Below are 18,869 nucleotides of genomic sequence, written 5' to 3' on the forward strand. Positions count from 1 at the left end.
CGACGACGGGCATCTTCGAAAGCCTTTCCGTGCGCTTATCCGCATAGGTCGAATTGTGCTTTGTGCGAATTCATGCACAGATGCGGCATGCTGCAACGCCCTGCCGCTGTCTTCGCCTCGATGCCCGAACTGCTCGCCGGGCGGGCGCGGCGCGCCTGGCTGGTGTTCGGGGCGGTGGCGCTGGCGATCATCGCGGCAGCGCTTTACGGCGCAGGCCTCTACGGCCGCTCGACCGAGATCGAGGCCTTAGCCACGCAGGGACGTACCGACGCTAACCTTAAGGTGGCGCTGCTGCGCGCGGTACTGGAAAACCCGCGCGCGCTGCCGCTGCTGCTGTCGGAGGACCAGCAGGTGCGTGACGCGTTGAGCGAGCGCAGCCCTGCCTCGATCGACGTGCTCAACCGCAAGCTCGAAGGGCTGGTGTCCGGCACCAAGGCCTCGGTACTCTACGTCACCGGCACGGATGGCCTGGCGATCGCTTCCAGCAATTGGCGCGAACCGGTGAGCTTCGTCGGCAACGACTATGGCTTCCGCGCCTATTTCTCGGGAGCAATGGAGACCGGCACCGCCGAATATTTCGCGCTCGGCAATGTCAGCAAGCGTCCGGGTCTTTACATCTCGCGCCGTGTCGACGGCGCCTCGGGGCCACTCGGCGTCGTCGTGGTCAAGATGGAGTTCGACCAGCTCGAGGCCGACTGGCACGAGGCCAACCGCCCGGCCTATGTCGGCGACGAGCATGGCGTGGTGCTGATCACCAGCGTGCCCTCCTGGCGCTTCATGACGACAGCGCCCCTGGCGGCTCCGGTCAGCGGCGCCATCCGCGCCAGCCAGCAATTCGGCGATGCGCCACTGGTGCCCCTGCCGATCACGAAACCGCAACCGCTGAGCTCCGACGTCGCGCTGGTTCATGCCATTACGCCCGGGGGCAGCGACGCCGAGTATCTGCGGCTGTCGACCGCGGTGCCGTCGACGCCATGGCGGCTCGACTATCTCGTTCCGGCCGAGGCGCCGATCGCGGCGGCGCAGCGCGAGATGCGGCTGCTGACGCTGGGTATCCTCGTCCCGCTCATCGCCTTTGCCGCCTATCTGTTGTGGCGCCGGCAATCCGGCCAGATGCGGATTGCCGCCGAGCAGGCCGCGCGGGTCGAACTCGAGCGCCGGGTCGTCGAGCGCACGCAGGACCTCAGCCTGGCGCGCGACCGGCTGCAGGCCGAGATCGCCGACCATCGCAGCACGGAGGCGAAGCTGCAGGTGATGCAGCAGGAGCTGGTCCAGGCCAACCGGCTTGCCACGCTTGGCCAGGTCGCCGCCGGCGTCGCGCATGAAATCAACCAGCCGGTGGCGACGATCCGCGCCTATGCCGACAATGCGCGCGTCTTCCTGGAGCGCAAGCAGAGCGCGCCGGCCGAAGAGAACCTTGGCGCCATCGCCGCGCTGACCGAGCGCATCGGCTCGATCACCGAAGAGCTGAAAGCCTTTGCCCGCAAGGGCCGCACCGCCGCCGAACCGGTTGAGCTGCGCAGCGTGATCGAAGGCGCCGTGGTGCTGCTCAGGAGCCGCTTCGCCGGCCGGCTGGACGCGCTGGCGGTCACGCTGCCGCCGCCGGCGCTGAAGGTGATGGGCAACCGGCTGCGGCTGGAGCAGGTGCTGATCAACCTGTTCCAGAACGCGCTGGAGGCGCTCGATGGCCGTGACGGCGCGCGGGTCGAAGTCTTCGCCACCGAAACCGCCGAAGACGTGGCGTTGGTCGTTTCCGACAACGGGCCGGGCATCCCGCCCGCGATCCTGAAATCCCTGTTCACGCCCTTCAACACCTCGAAAGAAAAGGGCCTCGGGCTCGGCCTCGTCATCTCCAAAGACATCGTCGCCGACTATGGCGGGCGTATCGAGGTTTCGAGCAGCGGCCAAGGCACACGCTTCACCATCCATCTGTCGAAAGCCGGCGCAGCATGACCAAGCATGACCCAGCACCGGTGATCCTGATCGATGACGACAGCGATCTGCTCAAGGCGACAAGGCAGACGCTGGAGCTTGCCGGCTTTGCGGTATCGGCTTACGCGGTGGCGAGCGAAGCTTTGGCGGCGCTCGACAGGAATTTCGCGGGCGTGATCGTCTCGGACGTCCGCATGCCGGAGATCGACGGCCTGCAGCTTTTCGATCGCGTGCTGCGGCTCGACCCCGACATTCCCGTCATCCTGGTCACTGGTCATGGCGATATCGCCATGGCGGTCAAGGCGATCAAGAACGGCGCCTACGACTTCATCACCAAGCCTTTCGCCGCCGACCGGCTGGCGCGGAGCGTTGCGCGCGCCGCGGAGAAACGCCGGCTGGTGATGGAAAACCGCGCTTTGCGAGAAGCGGCAGAGCAGGCACAAGAGGGATTGCCGCTGATCGGCCAGACGCCGGCGATGGAGCGGTTGCGCCGGACGTTGCGGCAGATCGCCGACACCGATGTCGACGTGCTGGTGACCGGCGAGACCGGCTCCGGCAAGGAGGTGGTGGCGAGCCTGCTGCACCGCTGGAGCCGCCGCGCCAAGGGCAATTTCGTCGCGCTCAACTGCGGCACGCTGCCGGAGACGGTCATCGAAAGCGAGTTGTTCGGCCACGAGGCCGGCGCCTTCACCGGCGCGCAGAAGAAGCGCGTCGGCCGTATCGAGCATTCGAGCGGCGGCACGCTGTTCCTGGACGAGATCGAAAGCATGCCGGCCTCGACGCAGGTACAGATGCTGCGCGTCTTGGAAATGCGCGAGGTGACGCCGCTCGGCACCAATGAGGTGCGCCCGGTCGACCTGCGTGTCGTTGCCGCCGCCAAGGTCGACCTCGGCGATGCCAGCCAGCGCGGCGCTTTCCGCGAGGACCTCTATTACCGGCTCAATGTGGTGACGCTTTCGATCCCGCCGCTGCGCGAGCGGCGGGAGGACGTGCCGCTGCTGTTCGGCTACTTCGCCGAGCGGGCCGCCGCCCGCTTCCGTCGCACCGTCCCGGCGATCTCCGCCGCAGTCCAGCGTCATCTGAGGGACCATGACTGGCCGGGCAATGTGCGCGAGCTTGCCCATTTCGCCGAACGTTTCGTGCTCGGGCTCGATGACATCGGCGAAACGCCTTCCCCTGCGGCAATGGAAAGCGATGCCGCGATGCCGTTGCCCGAACGGCTCGATCGCTACGAGGCCGAGATCATACGCGAGACACTTGGCCGCAATGACGGCGACGTCCGGCGCACCATCGAGGCGCTCGGCATCCCGCGCAAGACCTTCTACGACAAGCTGCAGCGGCACGGCATCGTGCGCAGCGATTTTTCCAGGTAGATCAAAGCCAGAGATGGAGCATGATGCCGTCCGCAAACGCTTCACACCTTTCGGCATCATGCTGTGGGAACCGCAACGCCGCTACCGCCGTTGAAACGGACCGGAAAACCGTGGCACGCGGGCATCAGCCGGGCGGCGAATGCATCGCAGTGGCGGCTTTCCCGGGTTGCGCTCGGCTGGCGTTGATGGTTTGTTGCCGCCCAGCGGAGAACGAATGATGCGCGAATCCCTCGGTCAAGACGAATACGGCTCGACCAGCCCCTTCGACCCGGACGACCTGCCCAATCTCAATGCGATGGGGCCGGCGATGGGCGGCGGCAATGATTTCGAGAAATACGCGGTCGCCGTCATTATCGTCTTCGGCGCGCTGATCATCGGCGGCCTGATGGCCGCCTCCATGTCCTTCGGCCATCGCAACGGCTTCCTGTTCGCGCTCGGTGGCGCTACCGCGGCCTGGATTTCCGGCAATGCGCTGCTGCTCGACCGGCCGCGCATTTATGCGCTGTTCGTCGCCATCGCCGCCGTCATGCTGATCGCTTCGACCGTCACGCTGGTCGTCTGAAAAAGCAATCCAGCTGGTTTGCGATAAACCAGCCCAAGCCTCTCCGCATCAGATAGCCTCGGATAGCGCCACAGGTGGTTCGGCCTCCCATTCGACCACATCGGCCTTGATCGGATGGTAAAGCATGGCCCGTTGCGTGAATGCGGTCTCGTCTTCGTGAAAATAAGCCGTCATCGATGGGCGCCAGACGAACGTCCCGGGACTGAGATGAGGGTTCTTCGCCGCATTCAGATAGTTTCGTCGCCTTCGGCGCCAAGGCACGAACGGCCCTGTCCCGCCGATGTCCTCGATCCTGAGACCTTGAACGCGCGCAATGGTCGGCACGAGGAATTCGTAGTGCCCACTCCATTCCCCTGTCGAGAGCGCCTCCTCGTAGACACCAATCAAGCGCCTTGAAACACGCATGATCGGCAGAAATGCTCTTGTGAACCGTGATTTCGGGCACGGTCCATTGGCCGAGTTCCAGAATGTCCAGCGCGGATCGCGGCGATGCGTATTGAGCGTCGTCGCCAGCAAGTCCGCGCCATTACTTGAAAACTGTTGGAAAAAATCGAGCCATCGGCCGGCAAAGTCGACGTCATATTCGAGAACCCAGACGAATTCCCGATTTGCGGACCTCACCAAAGGGAAGAGGACGAGGTCCATATAGCCCATCGACAAGTGCCCGTTGTCCACGGCTTGCCGCACGCGCACGGAGGTCCGGTCGATCTCGAATTCGCCTCGTCCGGCGACGAGATCGCTCAACGTCCACGGATTATAGGCGAGCTGCCAATCGATGATCTCCTCCGTTTCGTGGCGGAGACGGTCAAAATGAGCCTGTATTCGATCGTTCAGCACATGCGTTATGAAGATTCCCGCCTGCCGGCCACCTGCCGATGGGCCGAGCAATGGCCGCTGAAACGCCGCGAAGCGAAAGGGATTCATCGACAGACGATCCTGCGGAAAAGCCGCTTCCATCCGCCGGTTGCCTCCGCGGGTGCAGGCCGCTCGTCGTGGAGCCGAAGAGCCAGGGCCGATACGTCCGAATCGTCCAGCGGGCTAAAATCATAAAGGGCCGGATCGAAGTCCTCGTAGAGATACTGATACTTCAGCAATTCGAACGCTCCCGGCTCCATCCTCTCGTAGAATTCGAGTTTGCTGGCCCTCTGCTCGCGGCTTCGTACAACCCAGTCGAAATGGTAGATGTGGCACTCCGAAGGCGCGTACAAAACGTCCGCTTCATTGAACGAGAAGCCCGGCGTGTGGATCTTCTTCCTGAATCTTACCGAATCGACGAGGAACCCTCTAAACTGAAAATCTTGCGGTGGCAGATTAGGCATATTCGCAGCGGAAACAGCCATGGAGTCGATCACGGCTACGGCGCGGCGCGGAACGGCGATCACCGGTTTATTTGTCGGCGCCGCAACATCGCGCAGCCAGGTCAACAAGGCACGCGAGGGAAATTCATCGTCGTCCAACCGGAAAATACGCTTTGCGCGTGAAACGGCTGCAATCTTCGGCAGAATGCCTTCGACATAAGACCGCCCCCACCTGACGGACAGCTTGGTGGCCAAGTCTACTTTGCGAAGCACATCTTCTACGTATCGTGGCGATGAACGGCTATCGACGAAATACCGAATTTCAATCCCGAGCCGTCGATATTCGTCGGCAATTATCAGACTGTGCGGCGCTCCGTCACGCGTAGGAACCACCAAAGAAAAACTCTGACCCATTCATCACAGCCGCTATAGCGCCGCCCCGGAGGCTCGGCATGTTAAGGCATTCAGGGACAGCGTCCGCTCCTTCGCCTTCTACCGATTTTCCGTTAATCTTCAATGGCCTGAGCTATCGCGGCGCCGACGTGTCGCCCAGGATCGCATTTCCTGCCCGGGCGGTGACAACACTATCGCTGCGGTCAATTGGGTGGCGCCGGCCGAGGCGGCACCCACTGCAATGTTAAATAGCCGACTGATTTCATAGGCCCCTGAGACTAATACCCCAGCGCCTCGCCGGCGGCCGCGCGGCTGTCGATGGCGCCATTGTAGCGGGCGCCGCCGCCCTTCTCGATCTCCGCCAGGCTCTTGCCGCCGACCAGGATGCCGGCGGCCTGCCCCCAGGTCTGGTCGCTCAAGTCGAGGTGGTAGCCCATTCCGGCAAGCAGCTTCTCCGTGTCCGGCGACAGCCCGAAAGGCTCGACATAGACCGTGTCCGGCAGCCATTGATGATGGATGCGCGGCGCGTCGATCGCCTGCTGGATGTCCATGCCGTGGTCAATGACATTGACGATCGCCTCCAGCGTGATGGTGATGATGCGCGAGCCGCCGGGACTGCCGACGACCATGAATGGATTGCCGTCCTTCGTGACGATCGTCGGGCTCATCGAGGATAAGGGCGTCTTCTTCGGCTGGATGGCGTTGGCCTCGCCCTGGACCAATCCATAGAGGTTGGGTACGCCGGGCTTCTGAGTGAAATCGTCCATCTCGTTGTTGAGCAGGATGCCGGTGCCGCCGGCGACGACGCCAGCGCCGAAGGAGCCGTTCAGCGTATGGGTGACCGCAACCGCATTGCCGTCCTTATCGATGATCGAATAATGCGTGGTTTCCTTGGACTCGCCGAAGCCTTTCGGCATCAGCTCCTTCGAGACGCCGGCACGGAACGGAGCGATCTTGTCGCGGATGGCTTTCGCATAGTTCTTGTCGAGCAGCTTCGAGACCGGATTGTCGACGAAATCCGGATCGCCGAGCGCCGAATTGCGGTCGACATAGGCATGGCGCATAGCTTCGACCATGACATGGACCGTCTCAGCCGAGCCGGCACCGAGATAGGAGAGCGGATAGCCCTCCAGCACGTTGAGTATCTCGCAGATGATGACGCCGCCCGAGCTCGGCGGCGGCGAGGAGATGATCTCGTAGCCGCGATAGGAACAGGTCACCGGCTTCAGCTCACGCACGGCATATTGCTCGAAATCGCCCTTGGCGAGGATACCGCCTTTCGCGCCGCTCGCCTTGACGATGGCATCGGCAATCGCCCCCTTGTAGAAGGCGTCCGCCCCCTTTTCAGAGATCGCCGACAGCGAGGCGGCGAGGTCCGGCTGAATGAGCTTCTCGCCGATGCCGTAAGGCTTGCCGTCTTTCTTCAGGAAGATGGCGGCGGCAGCCGGGTCCTTCGCCAACCGGTCGGCGCTGCCGGCGAACGAAGCCGCATCGCCCTGGTTGAGCACGAAGCCGTCTTTGGCGTAGGCAATCGCCGGCGCCATCAGATCCTGCCTCGATAAGGTCCCGTATTTCTCGCGCGCCGTCTCGAAGCCCGCGACCGAGCCGGGCACGCCGACCGCCAGATAGCCGTCGAGGCTGGCGCCCTTGATCGGCTTGCCGTCCTTGTCGAGATACATGGTTTTGGTGGCGGCGAGCGGCGCGCGCTCGCGGAAATCGAGAAAGGTCGTGCGACCGTCCTTCATGCGCACCGTCATGAAGCCGCCGCCGCCGATATTGCCGGCATTGGGATAGACCACGGCGAGCGCATAGCCGACGGCAACCGCGGCATCGACGGCGTTGCCGCCTTTCTTCAGCACGTCGACACCGACTTCTGTGGCTAGATGCTGAGCGGTCACCACCATGCCATGCTCGCCTTTGGCGGGGGTCGGCGAAGCGGCGAAAACGGCGGCTGGCGTGAAGGCAAAGGTGAGCGAAAGGCTGACGGCGATCAGCGTCCGGCGGGTCAAGGGCATGGCGGTGCTCCTGGCGTTGGGGGGACGCCTAGGAAAAACCGCCACAGCGAATTAGTCCAATAACAATTGAAGCAGCGCGAGTGGTCCCTCACTCGGATTGCCAAGTCGAATTGCAAGGGCAATTCGGGCAATCCGACCTCCTCCCCAAGGGGAGAGGAGCGTGCGGCGGCGCTGATCTCTTCTCCCCTCGGGGAGAAGGTGGCCGCGAAGCGGCCGGATGAGGGGAGTGGCGCTGCCTGTCAGACAATCCCGCCGCCGCCACCCGCAACCGCCGGCCGCTCTGCCGCGACCTTGGCCCGGTAGCCGGCTTGGCGATAGGCGGCGACCGGATCGATGGCGCCTCCCGTTTTCAGCCGTGCCATAGCGAGGATCGGCTCGACATCGGTACGGTAGGCGCTTTTAAGCGTCTGCGTCGCCATCAGCGCATCATTGTCATCCTGGAAGCCTTCCAGCGCCTTGCGGTCGACCAGCAGCGCCTGCGCATAGGCGCGCTGCACCTCGACCGCCGACAGCATCAGGCTTTCGATCGGGTCGGTGACGTTGTGGCTCTGGTCGAGCATATGCGCGGGGTGGAAACCCTTGGCGCCCGAAAGCTCCGCATCGACCAGTTCGTTGAAGACGAGGAACAGCCGGTAGGGATCGATCGAGCCGGCATCGAGGTCATCGTCGCCATATTTGGAATCGTTGAAGTGGAAGCCGCCCAGCTTGCCGAACTGGATCAGCCGCGACACGATCATCTCGATGTTGACGTTGGGCGCGTGATGACCGAGGTCGACCAGGCAGAAGGCCTTGTCGCCGAGTTCCTTGGCAATGATGTAGTTGGTGCCCCAGTCCTGCACCACCGTCGAATAGAAGGCCGGCTCGTACATCTTGTGCTCGGTGAACAGCCGCCAGTCGTCCGGCAGGCCGGCATAGATCTCGCGCATGGCGTCGAGATAGCGCTCGAAAGCCTTGGCGAAATTGACCTGGCCGGGGAAGTTGGAGCCATCGCCGATCCATACCGTCAGCGCTTTGGAGCCCAGCGTCTTGCCGATCTCGATGCATTCGAGATTGTGCTCGACCGCCTGCCGGCGCGTGCCGGCATCGGCATGCGACAGCGATCCAAACTTGTAGGAAAGCTTCTGGTCCTTGGCGTCGGAGAAGGTGTTCGAATTCATCGCGTCGAAGCCGAGGCCGAAGCGGGACGCCGCCTGCTTCAGCCGGTTCGGATCGGCCTTGTCCCACGGGATGTGCAGCGAGACGGTCGGCGTCGCCTGCGTCAGCTGGCTAATGACGGCACAGTCCTCGATCTTGTCGAAGATGTCGCGCGGCTCGCCGGCGCCCGGAAAGCGGGCGAAACGCGTGCCGCCGGTGCCGACGCCCCAGGACGGGATCGCCACGCCGAATTTTTCCACCTTGTCCCGGATCGCGTCGATGGCGATGCCGCGCCGGTGCAGGCGCTCGCCGAGCGAAGCGTAGTCGCGGTCGAGATCGGCTTTGCGCGCGGCGTTGCTTTTTTCGACGACGTCAGTCGAGATGATCGTTTCGGACACTGCTCTTCCTCCCAGTATTCGTCGGCTGGCGCTGCCCCTCATCCGCCCTTCGGGCACCTTCTCCCCGTAGAACGGGGAGAAGGGAAGCGCGCCTAACGTGTAAAGCTCTGCGCGTTGCCGGCGTCGACGTTGACGATGTTCCCCGTGGACTTGGCCGACATGTCGGAGGCGAAGAAGTAGATCGCTTCGGCGATGTCCTCCGGGAAGACCGAGCGCTTCAGCATCGAGCGCGAGCGATAATGCTCCTCGAGGTCGTCGGTCGACATCTTGTAGGCGGCGGCGCGCTGTTCCTTCCACTCGCCGGTCCAGATTTTTGAGCCGCGCAGCACGGCGTCCGGATTGACGACGTTGACCCTGATCTGCGCCTCCGCCCCTTCCAGCGCGAGGCAGCGGGCAAGATGGATCTCGGCCGCCTTGGCCGTGCAATAGGCGGACGCATTTGGCGAAGCGGCTAGCCCGTTCTTCGAGGCGACGAAGACGACATTGCCGCCGATCTTCTGGGCGCGGAACAGCCGGAAGGCCTCGCGCGAAACCAGAAAATAGCCGGTGGACAGGATATCCATGTTCCGGTTCCACAAGGTCAGCGTCGTCTCCTCGATCGGCGCCGAGGAGGCTAGCCCGGCATTGGAAACCAGGATGTCGATGCCGCCGAATTCAACCGACGCTTCGGCAAAACCAGAGGCGACCTGATCCTCCGACGTGACGTCGATGCGCACCGGACGGACGAAGTCTTTGCCGTAGGCTTTCGAGAGCTCTTCATTGGCGCTGGCCAAAGCGGCCTCGTCGATATCGGCGAGCACCACGCAGGCGCCTTCGCGCAGCAGTCGGTTGGCGGCGGCGCGGCCGATGCCGCCGGCGCCGCCGGTGACCAAGGCGATCTGCCCGGCAAGCGCCTTCGGCTTCGGCAGGCGCTGCAGCTTGGCTTCCTCGAGCTGCCAGTATTCGATGTCGAAGGCTTCCTGTGCAGGCAGGCCGACATAAGACGAGACCGTCGACGCGCCGCGCATGACATTGATGGCATTGACATAGAACTCGCCGGAGATGCGCGCGGTCGCCTTGTCGCCGGCAAAGGTGAACATGCCGACGCCCGGCATCAGATAGACGACGGCGTTCGGATCGCGGATGGCGGGCGAGTCCGCATGCTTGCAGGCGTCATAGTAAGCCTGGTAGCCGACACGATAGGCGGCGATGTCGTCGGCCAGACGCGCAATGACGGCATCGACATCCGGCTTTGCCGGATCGAACTCGATCACCAGCGGCCGGATCTTGGTGCGCAGGAAGTGATCGGGGCATGAGGTGCCCAGCGCCGCCAACGGCCTCAGGTCTTTCGAGTTGACGAATTCGAGCACGGCCGGCTGGTCGTCGAAATGGCCGAGCTTGTGGCTCTTCTCGGAGATCAGGCCGCGGATCCGCGGCATCAATTTCGCGGCGATCGCTCGGCGCGCCGGCGCGTCGAGCGCCTTCACCGCTTCGCCGCCGAAGACCGCCTTGCCCTCGGATTTGCGCTCAAACCAGTCGATCGCCTGGTTGATGGCCGAGATCGTCGTCTCATAGCATTCCTTCGGCGTATCGCCCCAGGTGAACAGGCCATGGCTTTCCAGCACGACGCCCTTGGCATTAGGATTTTCCAGGCAAAATTTTTCCAGCCATAGGCCGAGCTCGAAGCCCGGCCGCTTCCACGGCAGCCAGCCGATGGCGTCGCCGAAGATCTCCTTGGTGATCGCGTTGGAATCCTTGGCTGCGGCGACCGCGATGATGGCATCGGGATGCATGTGGTCGACGCAAGCCTTCGGCACGAAGGCGTGCAGCGGCGTGTCGATGGAGGCCGCGCGCGGATTGAGATTGAAAGTGCAGTGAGGCAGGTATCCCACCATCTCATCCTCGTGCTCGACGCCGCGATAAAGGCCTTTCAGCGCGCGCAGCTTTTGCATGTAGAGGGTGGCAAAACCGTCAAGCTTGATCGAGGCGCTGTCGCCGCCCGAGCCCTTGACCCACAGCACCTCGACCTCCTCACCGGTGAGCGGGTCCTTCTGCCAGACCTTGGACGAGGTGTTGCCGCCGCCATAATTGGTGACGCGTTTGTCGGAGCCCAGCGTGTTCGAGCGATAGACCAGGAGCTCGGGGCCGCTCATTCCCTCGGCTTTTGCATGGTCCCAAAGATTGGCGAGGCGCGAGCCGGAGCGCTTGTCGAGCATAGGTATCCTCCCTGGAGCGCGAACGCCGTGCCCCCTCATTTCTCGCCGGGGAATGTCTACGCAAGCGCTGCGCTTGTCAATCACAAACGATCAATATCGGTCATATTGCACTGCACAATGAAAATATATGATCGGAAATGATTGACACTGCGTGTTTTCTAAGGCCTGATGCTTGGGCAGGGAGGAACCATGCACGAGAAAGAGCGCCACAGGATCATTCTGTCCGCCGTCCAGGAAAAGCCTGTGGTGACGGTGCAGGAGATGGTCGAGCTGACGGACTCCTCCGAGGCGACGATCCGGCGCGACATCGCGGCGCTGCATGTGCAGAAGCGCCTGCGCCGGGTGCGCGGCGGCGCCGAGGCGATCTCGCCGCCGCAATTCATCGGCCTCGCCGGCCGGCCCTTCTCCGTCAACGAGACGCTGAACGCCGCGCAGAAGCGGGCGATCGCGCGGGAAGCCGTGAGCCTTTGCGCGGACGGCGAGCCGATCATCATCAATGGCGGCACCACCACCTTCCAGATGGTGCATTTCCTGACCGGACGCCGCATGCCGATCTTCACCAACTCCTTCCCGATCGCCGAGCACCTGCTCAAGCACTCGAAGAATACGGTGATGCTGTCGGGCGGCACGATCTACCGCGAGCAGAACATCGTCCTATCGCCCTTCGACAATGACGTGACGCGCAACTTCTATGCGCGGCGCATGTTCATGGGCGCGCAGGGGCTGGGGCCGCTCGGGCTGATGGAGGGCGATCCGCTGCTGATCCAGGCCGAGCAGAAATTGATCGACCAGGCCGACGAGTTGGTGGTGCTGGTCGATTCCTCGAAATTCCGCATGCGCTCCAGCCTGATCCTGTGCGGGCTGTCGCGCATCGCGACCGTGATCACCGACGACGGCATCGAGGACCGCGAGGCCAAGATGCTGGAAACGGCGGGCGTAGCGCTGATCGTCGCCCGCAGACAGTCAAGCGAGAAGGAAGAATCTTCACTGCAGGCCTGAGGAAACTCGCGCCCGCAGCGGCGATGGAATGCAACGCTCAAGGGAGGATATTCGATGAGCTTTTTGAAGAAACTGCTGGTTACGGCGGCCTTTTCCGCCGCCATGTTCGTGAATGCTGCCTATGCCGAGAACGTCAAGATCGCGCTGGTGGTGAAGTCGCTCGGCAACGGCTTCTTCGACGCCGCCAACAAGGGCGCCGAGGAAGCGGCCAAGGAACTGGGCGATGTCGACGTCATCTATACCGGCCCGACCAAGGCTACCGCCGAAGCGCAGATCGAGGTCATCAATTCGCTGATCGCGCAGAAGGTCAACGCGATCGCGGTTTCGGCCAATGACGCCGACGCGCTGGTGCCGGTGCTGAAGAAGGCGATGGAGCGCGGCATCACGGTTATCTCGTGGGATTCCGGCGTTGCCAAGGAAGGCCGCCAGCTCCACCTCAATCCGTCCGACACTAATTTGATCGGCGAGACCATCATCAAGCTCGCCGCCGATTATCTGCCGGAAGGCGGCGACGTCGCCATCCTGTCGGCGTCCTCGACCGCGACCAACCAGAACGCCTGGATCGAAGCGGCCAAGAAGGTGCTGCCGGAGAAATTTCCGAAGATCAAGCTGGTCGCCACCGTCTATGGCGATGACGACTCGGCAAAGAGCACCGACGAGGCCAAAGGCCTGTTGAAGTCCTATCCGAACCTCAAGGCTATCATCGCGCCGACGACCGTCGGCGTTGTCGCCGCCGCACAGGTGGTGACCGACGAAGGCTTGATCGGCAAGGTCAATGTCACCGGCCTCGCGCTGCCGTCCGAGTTCAAGAAGTTCATCGACAATGGCGCCAGCCAGGCGGTTGCGCTCTGGAACCCGATCGACCTCGGCTACTCGGCGATCTATCTCGCCCATGACCTGGCGGTGAAGAAGGAAGAGGCGAAGCCCGGCGCCACGCTGTCGATCGGCCGCGTCGGCAAGGTGACGCTCGACGACACCAACTCGGCCGCCATGGCTCCGCCCTTCCAGTTCGACAAGACCAACATCGAGAAGTTCTCCAAGATCTATTGATCCTGGAACCAACGGCGCTACCCCCTCATCCGGCCGCTTCGCGGCCACCTTCTCCCCGGTGGGGAGAAGAGCCTGGAGCCAGGCTCGCAAACCTCCTCTCCCCTCGGGGAGAGGTCGACCGAGCGAAGCGGAGGTCGGGTGAGGGGGAGTCAACACGGAATATAGACGGGCTTGATACGACTATGGATACGACGGCCCATCACGGCAAAGTAGACGAACGGCCCCCAACCTCGGCTCCTCGCCTGACGCTCTCCGGCATCTCGAAAAGTTTTCCGGGCGTGCGCGCGCTGCACAATGTCAGCCTGTCGCTCTATCCGGGACAGGTGACGGCGCTGATCGGCGAGAACGGCGCCGGCAAGTCGACGCTGGTCAAGATCATGACCGGCATCTACCAGCCCGATTCAGGCGAGATCGGCATCGACGGCCTGACCACGACGCTACCTAGCGCGCATGCCGCCTTCGGCCACGGCATCACCGCCATCCACCAGGAGACAGTGCTGTTCGACGATCTTTCGGTCGCCGAAAACATTTTTCTCGGCCATGCGCCGCGCACCCGCTTCGGCACCATCGATTGGCGCACTATGCGCAAGAACGCCCGCGAGGTGCTGGAGACGATGCGCGCCGGCCATATCGACGCTGACGCGCGGCTGAAGGACCTCGGCATCGCCAATAAGCATCTGGTGGCGGTGGCCCGCGCGATGTCGATCGACGCGCGCATCGTCATCATGGATGAGCCGACCGCGGCACTTTCGATGAAGGAGATCGAGGAGCTTTTCCTGCTGATCGAATTCCTGAAGAGCGAAGGCAAGGCGGTGCTCTTCATCAGCCACAAGTTCGACGAGATCTACCGCATCGCCGACCGCTACACCGTCTTCCGCGACGGCGAGATGGTGGGCGAAGGCCTGCTGAAAGATACCGGCCAGAACGAGATCGTGCGCATGATGGTCGGCCGCAACGTCGACCACATCTTCCCGCGGCGCGAGCCGAAGATCGGGGCGCCGGTACTTTCCATTTCCGGCCTGTCGCACCCGACAGAGTTCGATGACATCGGCTTCGAATTGCGCAAGGGGGAGATCCTCGGCTTCTACGGGCTGGTCGGCGCCGGGCGCAGCGAGGTGATGCAGGCGATCGCCGGCATCACCCGCACCAGCCGGGGCGCGATTTCGCTGGACGGCAAGACGATCGCGCCGAAATCGGCGGCGGATTCGATCGAGGCCGGCATCGTCTATGTGCCGGAAGAGCGCGGCAAACAGGGCGTGGTGATCGGCCTGCCCATCTTCCAGAACGTATCGCTGCCTTCGCTGAAGCGCACCTCGAAATCCGGCGTGCTGAGGCTGGCGGAAGAGTTTTCGCTCGCCCGCTCCTATACCGAACGTCTCGATCTGCGCGCCTCATCGCTCAGCCAGGATGTCGGCACGCTTTCCGGCGGCAACCAGCAGAAGGTCGTCATCGCCAAATGGCTGGCGACCACGCCCAAGGTGATCATCCTCGACGAGCCGACCAAGGGCATCGACATCGGCTCCAAGGCCGCCGTGCACGGCTTCATGGCCGAGCTGGTCGCGCAAGGCCTTTCGGTGATCATGGTGTCGTCGGAACTGCCCGAAATCCTCGGCATGTCGGACCGCGTCGTGGTCATGCGCGAGGGCCGCATCGCGGCCACCTATGACAATGAAGGGCTCGACGCCGAGACGCTGGTTCGGACGGCAGCGGGGATCGTGGCATGAAAAGGTTCCTCAAATATCGCGAGATCTGGCTGCTGGCCGGCATCGTCGTGCTGGTCGGCCTGATCTCAACGCGCTTCCCAGGCTTCGCCGACCCGACCAATCTGCGCCAGGTGTTCAATGACACCTCGATCCTGATGATCCTGGCGCTGGGCCAGATGGTGGTCATCCTGACGCGCTCGATCGACCTGTCGATGGCGTCCAACCTCTGCTTCACCGGCATGGTGGTGGCTATGCTCAACGCCGCGCATCCCGCGATCCCGATCCCGGTGCTGATCGTCATCGCTCTTGCCGTCGGCCTGGTGCTTGGCGCCATCAACGGCTTCCTGGTCTGGCGGCTGAACATCCCGTCGATCGTGGTGACGCTGGGCACGCTCACCATCTATCGTGGAGCGACCTTCGTCGTCTCCGGCGGCGCCTGGGTCAATGCCGACCAGATGAGCCCCGACTTCATCAATTTCCAGCGCACCGCCTTCCTCGGCCTGCCGGTGCTGTCCTGGATCGCGCTTTTGGTCATCGCGCTGTTCTTCGTGGTGATGACGCGCACGCAGATTGGCCGCTCGATCTACGCCATCGGCGTCAATCCAACCGCCTCCGTCTATGCCGGCGTCGATGTCGGCCGCACAAAATTCATCGTCTTTTGCATTTCCGGGATGATCGGCGGGCTCGCAGGCTACCTGTGGATCTCGCGCTACGTGATCGCTTCGGTCGAGGTCGCCAACGGCTATGAGCTCAACATCATCGCCGCCTGCGTGATCGGCGGCATCTCGATCGCCGGCGGCATCGGCTCGGTCGGCGGCGCGGTGCTGGGCGCCCTGTTCCTCGGCATCATCTCCAACGCGCTGCCGGTCATCAACATCTCGCCCTTCTGGCAGATGGCGATTTCGGGCAGCGCCATTATCCTGGCCGTGGTGCTCAACGCACGCGGCGAGCGCCGGCAGGGTCGCATCATCCTGAGAAAGGCGGAAGCGGCATGACCGACACCCCTGCCCCGCGCCACATCCCCGACCGGTTGGACAAGCCGCTCTCCTCGGCGATCTTCTCCTGGGAGGCGCTGCTCGTCGTCATCGCGGTCCTCATCTTCGCGGTGAACAGTTTTGCTTCGCCCTATTTCCTCGATCCGTGGTCGCTGTCGGACCTGACCTTCAATTTCACCGAGAAGGGCCTGATCGCTTTAGCCATGGCGCTGCTGATCATTTCGGGCGAGATCGATCTGTCGGTCGCGGCGATCGTTGCTTTAGCCTCGACGATGATGGGCATGGCCGTGCAGGTCGGCGCCGGAACGCCGGTGCTGATGGCGATCGGCATTGCCGTCGGGCTCGGCTGCGGCGCCTTCAACGGGCTGCTCGTCACCCGGCTCGGCCTGCCTTCCATAGTCGTCACCATCGGCACGATGAGCCTGTTCCGCGGCATCGCCTTCATCATCCTCGGCGATCAGGCCTACAAGGGCTATCCGGAAAGCTTCGCCTTCTTCGGCCAGGGCTATGTCTGGTGGGTCTTCTCGTTCGAGCTGGCGCTGTTCCTCGTCGCGGCGCTGATCTACTGGTTCGTGCTGCACCGCACGAGCTTCGGCCGCCGCGTCTTCGCCATCGGCAACAACCCCGTCGCCTGCCAGTTCTCCGGCGTGCGCGTCGACCGCATCAAGTTCATCCTGTTCTGCCTGACCGGGCTGATGTCGGGCATCGCCTCGGTGCTGATCACCTCGCGGCTCGGCTCGACGCGACCGTCGATCGCGCAGGGCTACGAGCTCGAGGCGATCACCATGGTGGTGCTAGGGGGCGTGTCGATCCTCGGCGGCGCCGGCAGCATCCTTGGCGTCGTGCTAGCCGCCTTCATCATGGGGCTGGTGACGTTCGGCCTCGGACTGCTCAATGTACCCGGCATCGTCATGTCGATCTTCATCGGCCTGCTGCTGATCATCGTCATTGCGCTGCCGATCGTCTGGCGGCGGCTGCGCGAGGGGCGCTTCGCCTGATGGATAAGTACGCCTTCAAGATGAAGCTCAATCCCGGCATGAAGGCCGAATACAAGCGCCGCCATGACGAGATCTGGCCCGAGCTGGTCGCGCTGCTGAGAGAGGCCGGCATCTCCGACTATTCGATCCATCTCGACGAGGAGACCAATATCCTGTTCGGGGTGCTGTGGCGCCGCGATGACCACGGCATGGCCGATCTTCCGAAGCACCCGGTGATGCAGCGCTGGTGGGCGCATATGGCCGACCTCATGGAGACCAAACCCGACAACGAGCCGGTGGCGGTACCGCTGGAAACCGTGTTCCATATGGCATGATCGTCGCCGTCATCGATATCGGCAAGACCAACGCCAAGGTGGCGCTTGTCGATCTCGCGACCCTGAGCGAGATCGCGCTGCGCCGTATCGCCAACGCGCCAGTGCGGCAAGCGCCCTATCCGCATCACGATGTCGAGGCGCTGTGGACGTTCATCCTGAACAGCCTTGCCGATCTCAACCGCGAAGGGCGGATCGATGCGATATCGATCACCACGCATGGCGCGACCGGCGCGCTGGTCGACGGCTCAGGCGAACTGGTGCTGCCTGTGCTCGATTACGAATTCGACGGCCCCAACCAGCTTGCGGCCGATTATAACGCCGTGCGTCCGCCCTTCGGCGAAACAGGCACGCCGCGGCTGCCGATCGGCCTCAATCTCGGCGCGCAATTCTTCTGGCAGCAGAAGCGTTTCCCGGCGGAATTCACCAGGGCCGCCGCGATGCTGATGTATCCGCAATATTGGGCGCTGCGGCTGACCGGCGTCGCCGCCAATGAGCTGACCTCGCTCGGCTGCCACACCGATCTCTGGAATCCCTGGACATCCGATTACTCGTCGCTGGTAGACCAGATGGGCTGGCGCCGGCTGATGGCGCCGGTACGGCCGGCAAAGGACCGGCTTGGTCCAATCCTGCCGGAGCTGGCTCGGCGGACGGGGCTCGACCCCCAGACGCCGGTGTTCTGCGGGCTGCACGATTCCAACGCCTCGCTGCTGCCGCACTTGCTGTCCGACCGACCGCCCTTCTCGGTTGTTTCGACCGGCACATGGGTGGTGTCGATGGCGGTCGGCGGCAGGAGGGTGGAGCTCGATGCGGCGCGCGACACGCTGGTCAATGTCAATGCACTCGGCGATCCGGTGCCGTCGGCGCGTTTCATGGGCGGACGCGAGTTTTCGCTGCTGACCGAGGGCCAGCCACAGGAATGGAGCGAAGCCGATGCCACCGCCGTTCTGGCGCGGCAGGTGTTGCTGCTGCCTTCCACTCAACAGGGCTCCGGGCCATTTCCGCATCGCGACGCACAGTGGCTCAATGCCGACGACTTGAGCACGGGCCAGCGCTTCGCCGCCATCTCGTTCTATCTGGCGCTGATGACCGCGACCTGTCTCGAACTGATCGGCGGCGAAGGACCGACGATTGTCGAAGGGCCCTTCGCGCAGAACCGGCTCTTCATCCGAATGCTGGCGACGGCGGCGGAGCGGCCGGTCATCGCATCGGAGACCTCGACGGGGACCAGCATCGGCGCCGCGCTGCTGGCGTCAGATGGCGCTACCGTTTTGAGCAAAGGCGAACGCACCGGGCCTCCGGCCGAGCACGCCTGGCGCGATTATGTAAGGGCGTGGCAGTTGGCCGTTCAGACGTAACCGACCATTGACTGGTTAGCGCCGCGCCTCATTGCCCTGCCGGGCATTTCTCCCCGGATAGTGACGGAGAGAAAGACGCTCTCCTGCACTTTTCGCCGATCGCCAGCGTTGCAGAATGGGTGCTGGCATTGCGGCCAGCTCCCGTCTCCCCGTTC

15 protein-coding genes are annotated in these 18,869 nt (G+C 63.4%); 10 read left to right on the plus strand and 5 right to left on the minus strand.

Annotated features, from left to right (window positions below; genetic code table 11):
* Positions 1 to 87 precede the first annotated feature (87 nt).
* From LB528_RS08370 to LB528_RS08380, 3 genes are all read left to right on the plus strand, one after another.
* Entirely contained in the window at positions 88 to 1,953 is a 1,866-nt protein-coding gene (locus tag LB528_RS08370; RefSeq protein WP_224714496.1) for a sensor histidine kinase, read from the plus strand.
* On the plus strand, positions 1,950 to 3,305 hold the full coding sequence (locus LB528_RS08375) for a sigma-54-dependent transcriptional regulator (RefSeq protein ID WP_224714497.1): 1,356 nt from the start codon (positions 1,950 to 1,952) through the stop codon (positions 3,303 to 3,305). Before LB528_RS08370 ends, LB528_RS08375 begins: the two co-directional genes overlap by 4 nt.
* 214 nt (positions 3,306 to 3,519) lie before the next feature.
* On the plus strand, positions 3,520 to 3,867 hold the full coding sequence (locus tag LB528_RS08380; protein WP_224714498.1) for a hypothetical protein: 348 nt from the start codon (positions 3,520 to 3,522) through the stop codon (positions 3,865 to 3,867).
* Between the two features lie 48 nt (positions 3,868 to 3,915).
* Here LB528_RS08380 and LB528_RS08385 read toward each other — a convergent pair whose 3' ends face one another.
* The 5 genes from LB528_RS08385 to LB528_RS08405 form a co-directional block, all read right to left on the minus strand.
* Positions 3,916 to 4,824, minus strand: coding sequence for a hypothetical protein (locus tag LB528_RS08385; protein ID WP_224714499.1), 909 nt, complete (start codon positions 4,822 to 4,824; stop codon positions 3,916 to 3,918).
* Positions 4,788 to 5,420, minus strand: a complete 633-nt coding sequence (locus LB528_RS08390; RefSeq protein WP_224714500.1) for a hypothetical protein — start codon at positions 5,418 to 5,420, stop codon at positions 4,788 to 4,790. Before LB528_RS08390 ends, LB528_RS08385 begins: the two co-directional genes overlap by 37 nt.
* A 416-nt stretch (positions 5,421 to 5,836) precedes the next feature.
* Positions 5,837 to 7,573 (minus strand): gamma-glutamyltransferase, encoded by a 1,737-nt coding sequence (ggt, locus tag LB528_RS08395; RefSeq protein ID WP_224714501.1) that lies wholly within the window; start codon positions 7,571 to 7,573, stop codon positions 5,837 to 5,839.
* 239 nt (positions 7,574 to 7,812) lie between these two features.
* Positions 7,813 to 9,147 carry an L-rhamnose catabolism isomerase gene (gene rhaI / locus LB528_RS08400; protein WP_224714502.1) on the minus strand — a complete coding sequence of 445 codons (1,335 nt, stop codon included), beginning with the start codon at positions 9,145 to 9,147 and terminating at the stop codon, positions 7,813 to 7,815.
* A gap of 50 nt (positions 9,148 to 9,197) precedes the next feature.
* Positions 9,198 to 11,300 (minus strand): bifunctional rhamnulose-1-phosphate aldolase/short-chain dehydrogenase, encoded by a 2,103-nt coding sequence (locus tag LB528_RS08405; RefSeq protein ID WP_224714503.1) that lies wholly within the window; start codon positions 11,298 to 11,300, stop codon positions 9,198 to 9,200.
* A 189-nt stretch (positions 11,301 to 11,489) separates the two neighbouring features.
* Between LB528_RS08405 and LB528_RS08410 the strand changes: the two genes are divergently transcribed.
* The 7 genes from LB528_RS08410 to LB528_RS08440 all read left to right on the plus strand — a co-directional run bounded on the left by LB528_RS08410 (position 11,490) and on the right by LB528_RS08440 (position 18,714).
* Complete coding sequence (locus LB528_RS08410; RefSeq protein ID WP_224512907.1) at positions 11,490 to 12,299, plus strand: DeoR/GlpR family DNA-binding transcription regulator; 810 nt, start codon at positions 11,490 to 11,492, stop codon at positions 12,297 to 12,299.
* A 54-nt stretch (positions 12,300 to 12,353) separates the two neighbouring features.
* Positions 12,354 to 13,349: a rhamnose ABC transporter substrate-binding protein gene (rhaS, locus tag LB528_RS08415; protein WP_224512909.1), complete on the plus strand. Its 996-nt coding sequence runs from the start codon at positions 12,354 to 12,356 to the stop codon at positions 13,347 to 13,349.
* 182 nt (positions 13,350 to 13,531) lie between these two features.
* On the plus strand, positions 13,532 to 15,073 hold the full coding sequence (locus LB528_RS08420; protein WP_224512911.1) for a sugar ABC transporter ATP-binding protein: 1,542 nt from the start codon (positions 13,532 to 13,534) through the stop codon (positions 15,071 to 15,073).
* A complete protein-coding gene (locus tag LB528_RS08425) occupies positions 15,070 to 16,047 on the plus strand; it encodes an ABC transporter permease (protein WP_224714504.1) in 978 nt (325 codons plus the stop codon). Before LB528_RS08420 ends, LB528_RS08425 begins: the two co-directional genes overlap by 4 nt.
* On the plus strand, positions 16,044 to 17,045 hold the full coding sequence (locus tag LB528_RS08430; RefSeq protein WP_224714505.1) for an ABC transporter permease: 1,002 nt from the start codon (positions 16,044 to 16,046) through the stop codon (positions 17,043 to 17,045). The genes LB528_RS08425 and LB528_RS08430 overlap by 4 nt, the downstream gene beginning before the upstream one ends.
* A complete protein-coding gene (gene rhaM / locus LB528_RS08435) occupies positions 17,045 to 17,359 on the plus strand; it encodes an L-rhamnose mutarotase (RefSeq protein ID WP_224512917.1) in 315 nt (104 codons plus the stop codon). Before LB528_RS08430 ends, rhaM begins: the two co-directional genes overlap by 1 nt.
* Positions 17,356 to 18,714 carry an FGGY-family carbohydrate kinase gene (locus tag LB528_RS08440; RefSeq protein ID WP_224714506.1) on the plus strand — a complete coding sequence of 453 codons (1,359 nt, stop codon included), beginning with the start codon at positions 17,356 to 17,358 and terminating at the stop codon, positions 18,712 to 18,714. Before rhaM ends, LB528_RS08440 begins: the two co-directional genes overlap by 4 nt.
* The last annotated feature ends 155 nt before the right edge of the window (positions 18,715 to 18,869 follow it).

This window comes from Mesorhizobium sp. CA4, assembly GCF_020165075.1.
Taxonomy (GTDB): domain Bacteria; phylum Pseudomonadota; class Alphaproteobacteria; order Rhizobiales; family Rhizobiaceae; genus Mesorhizobium.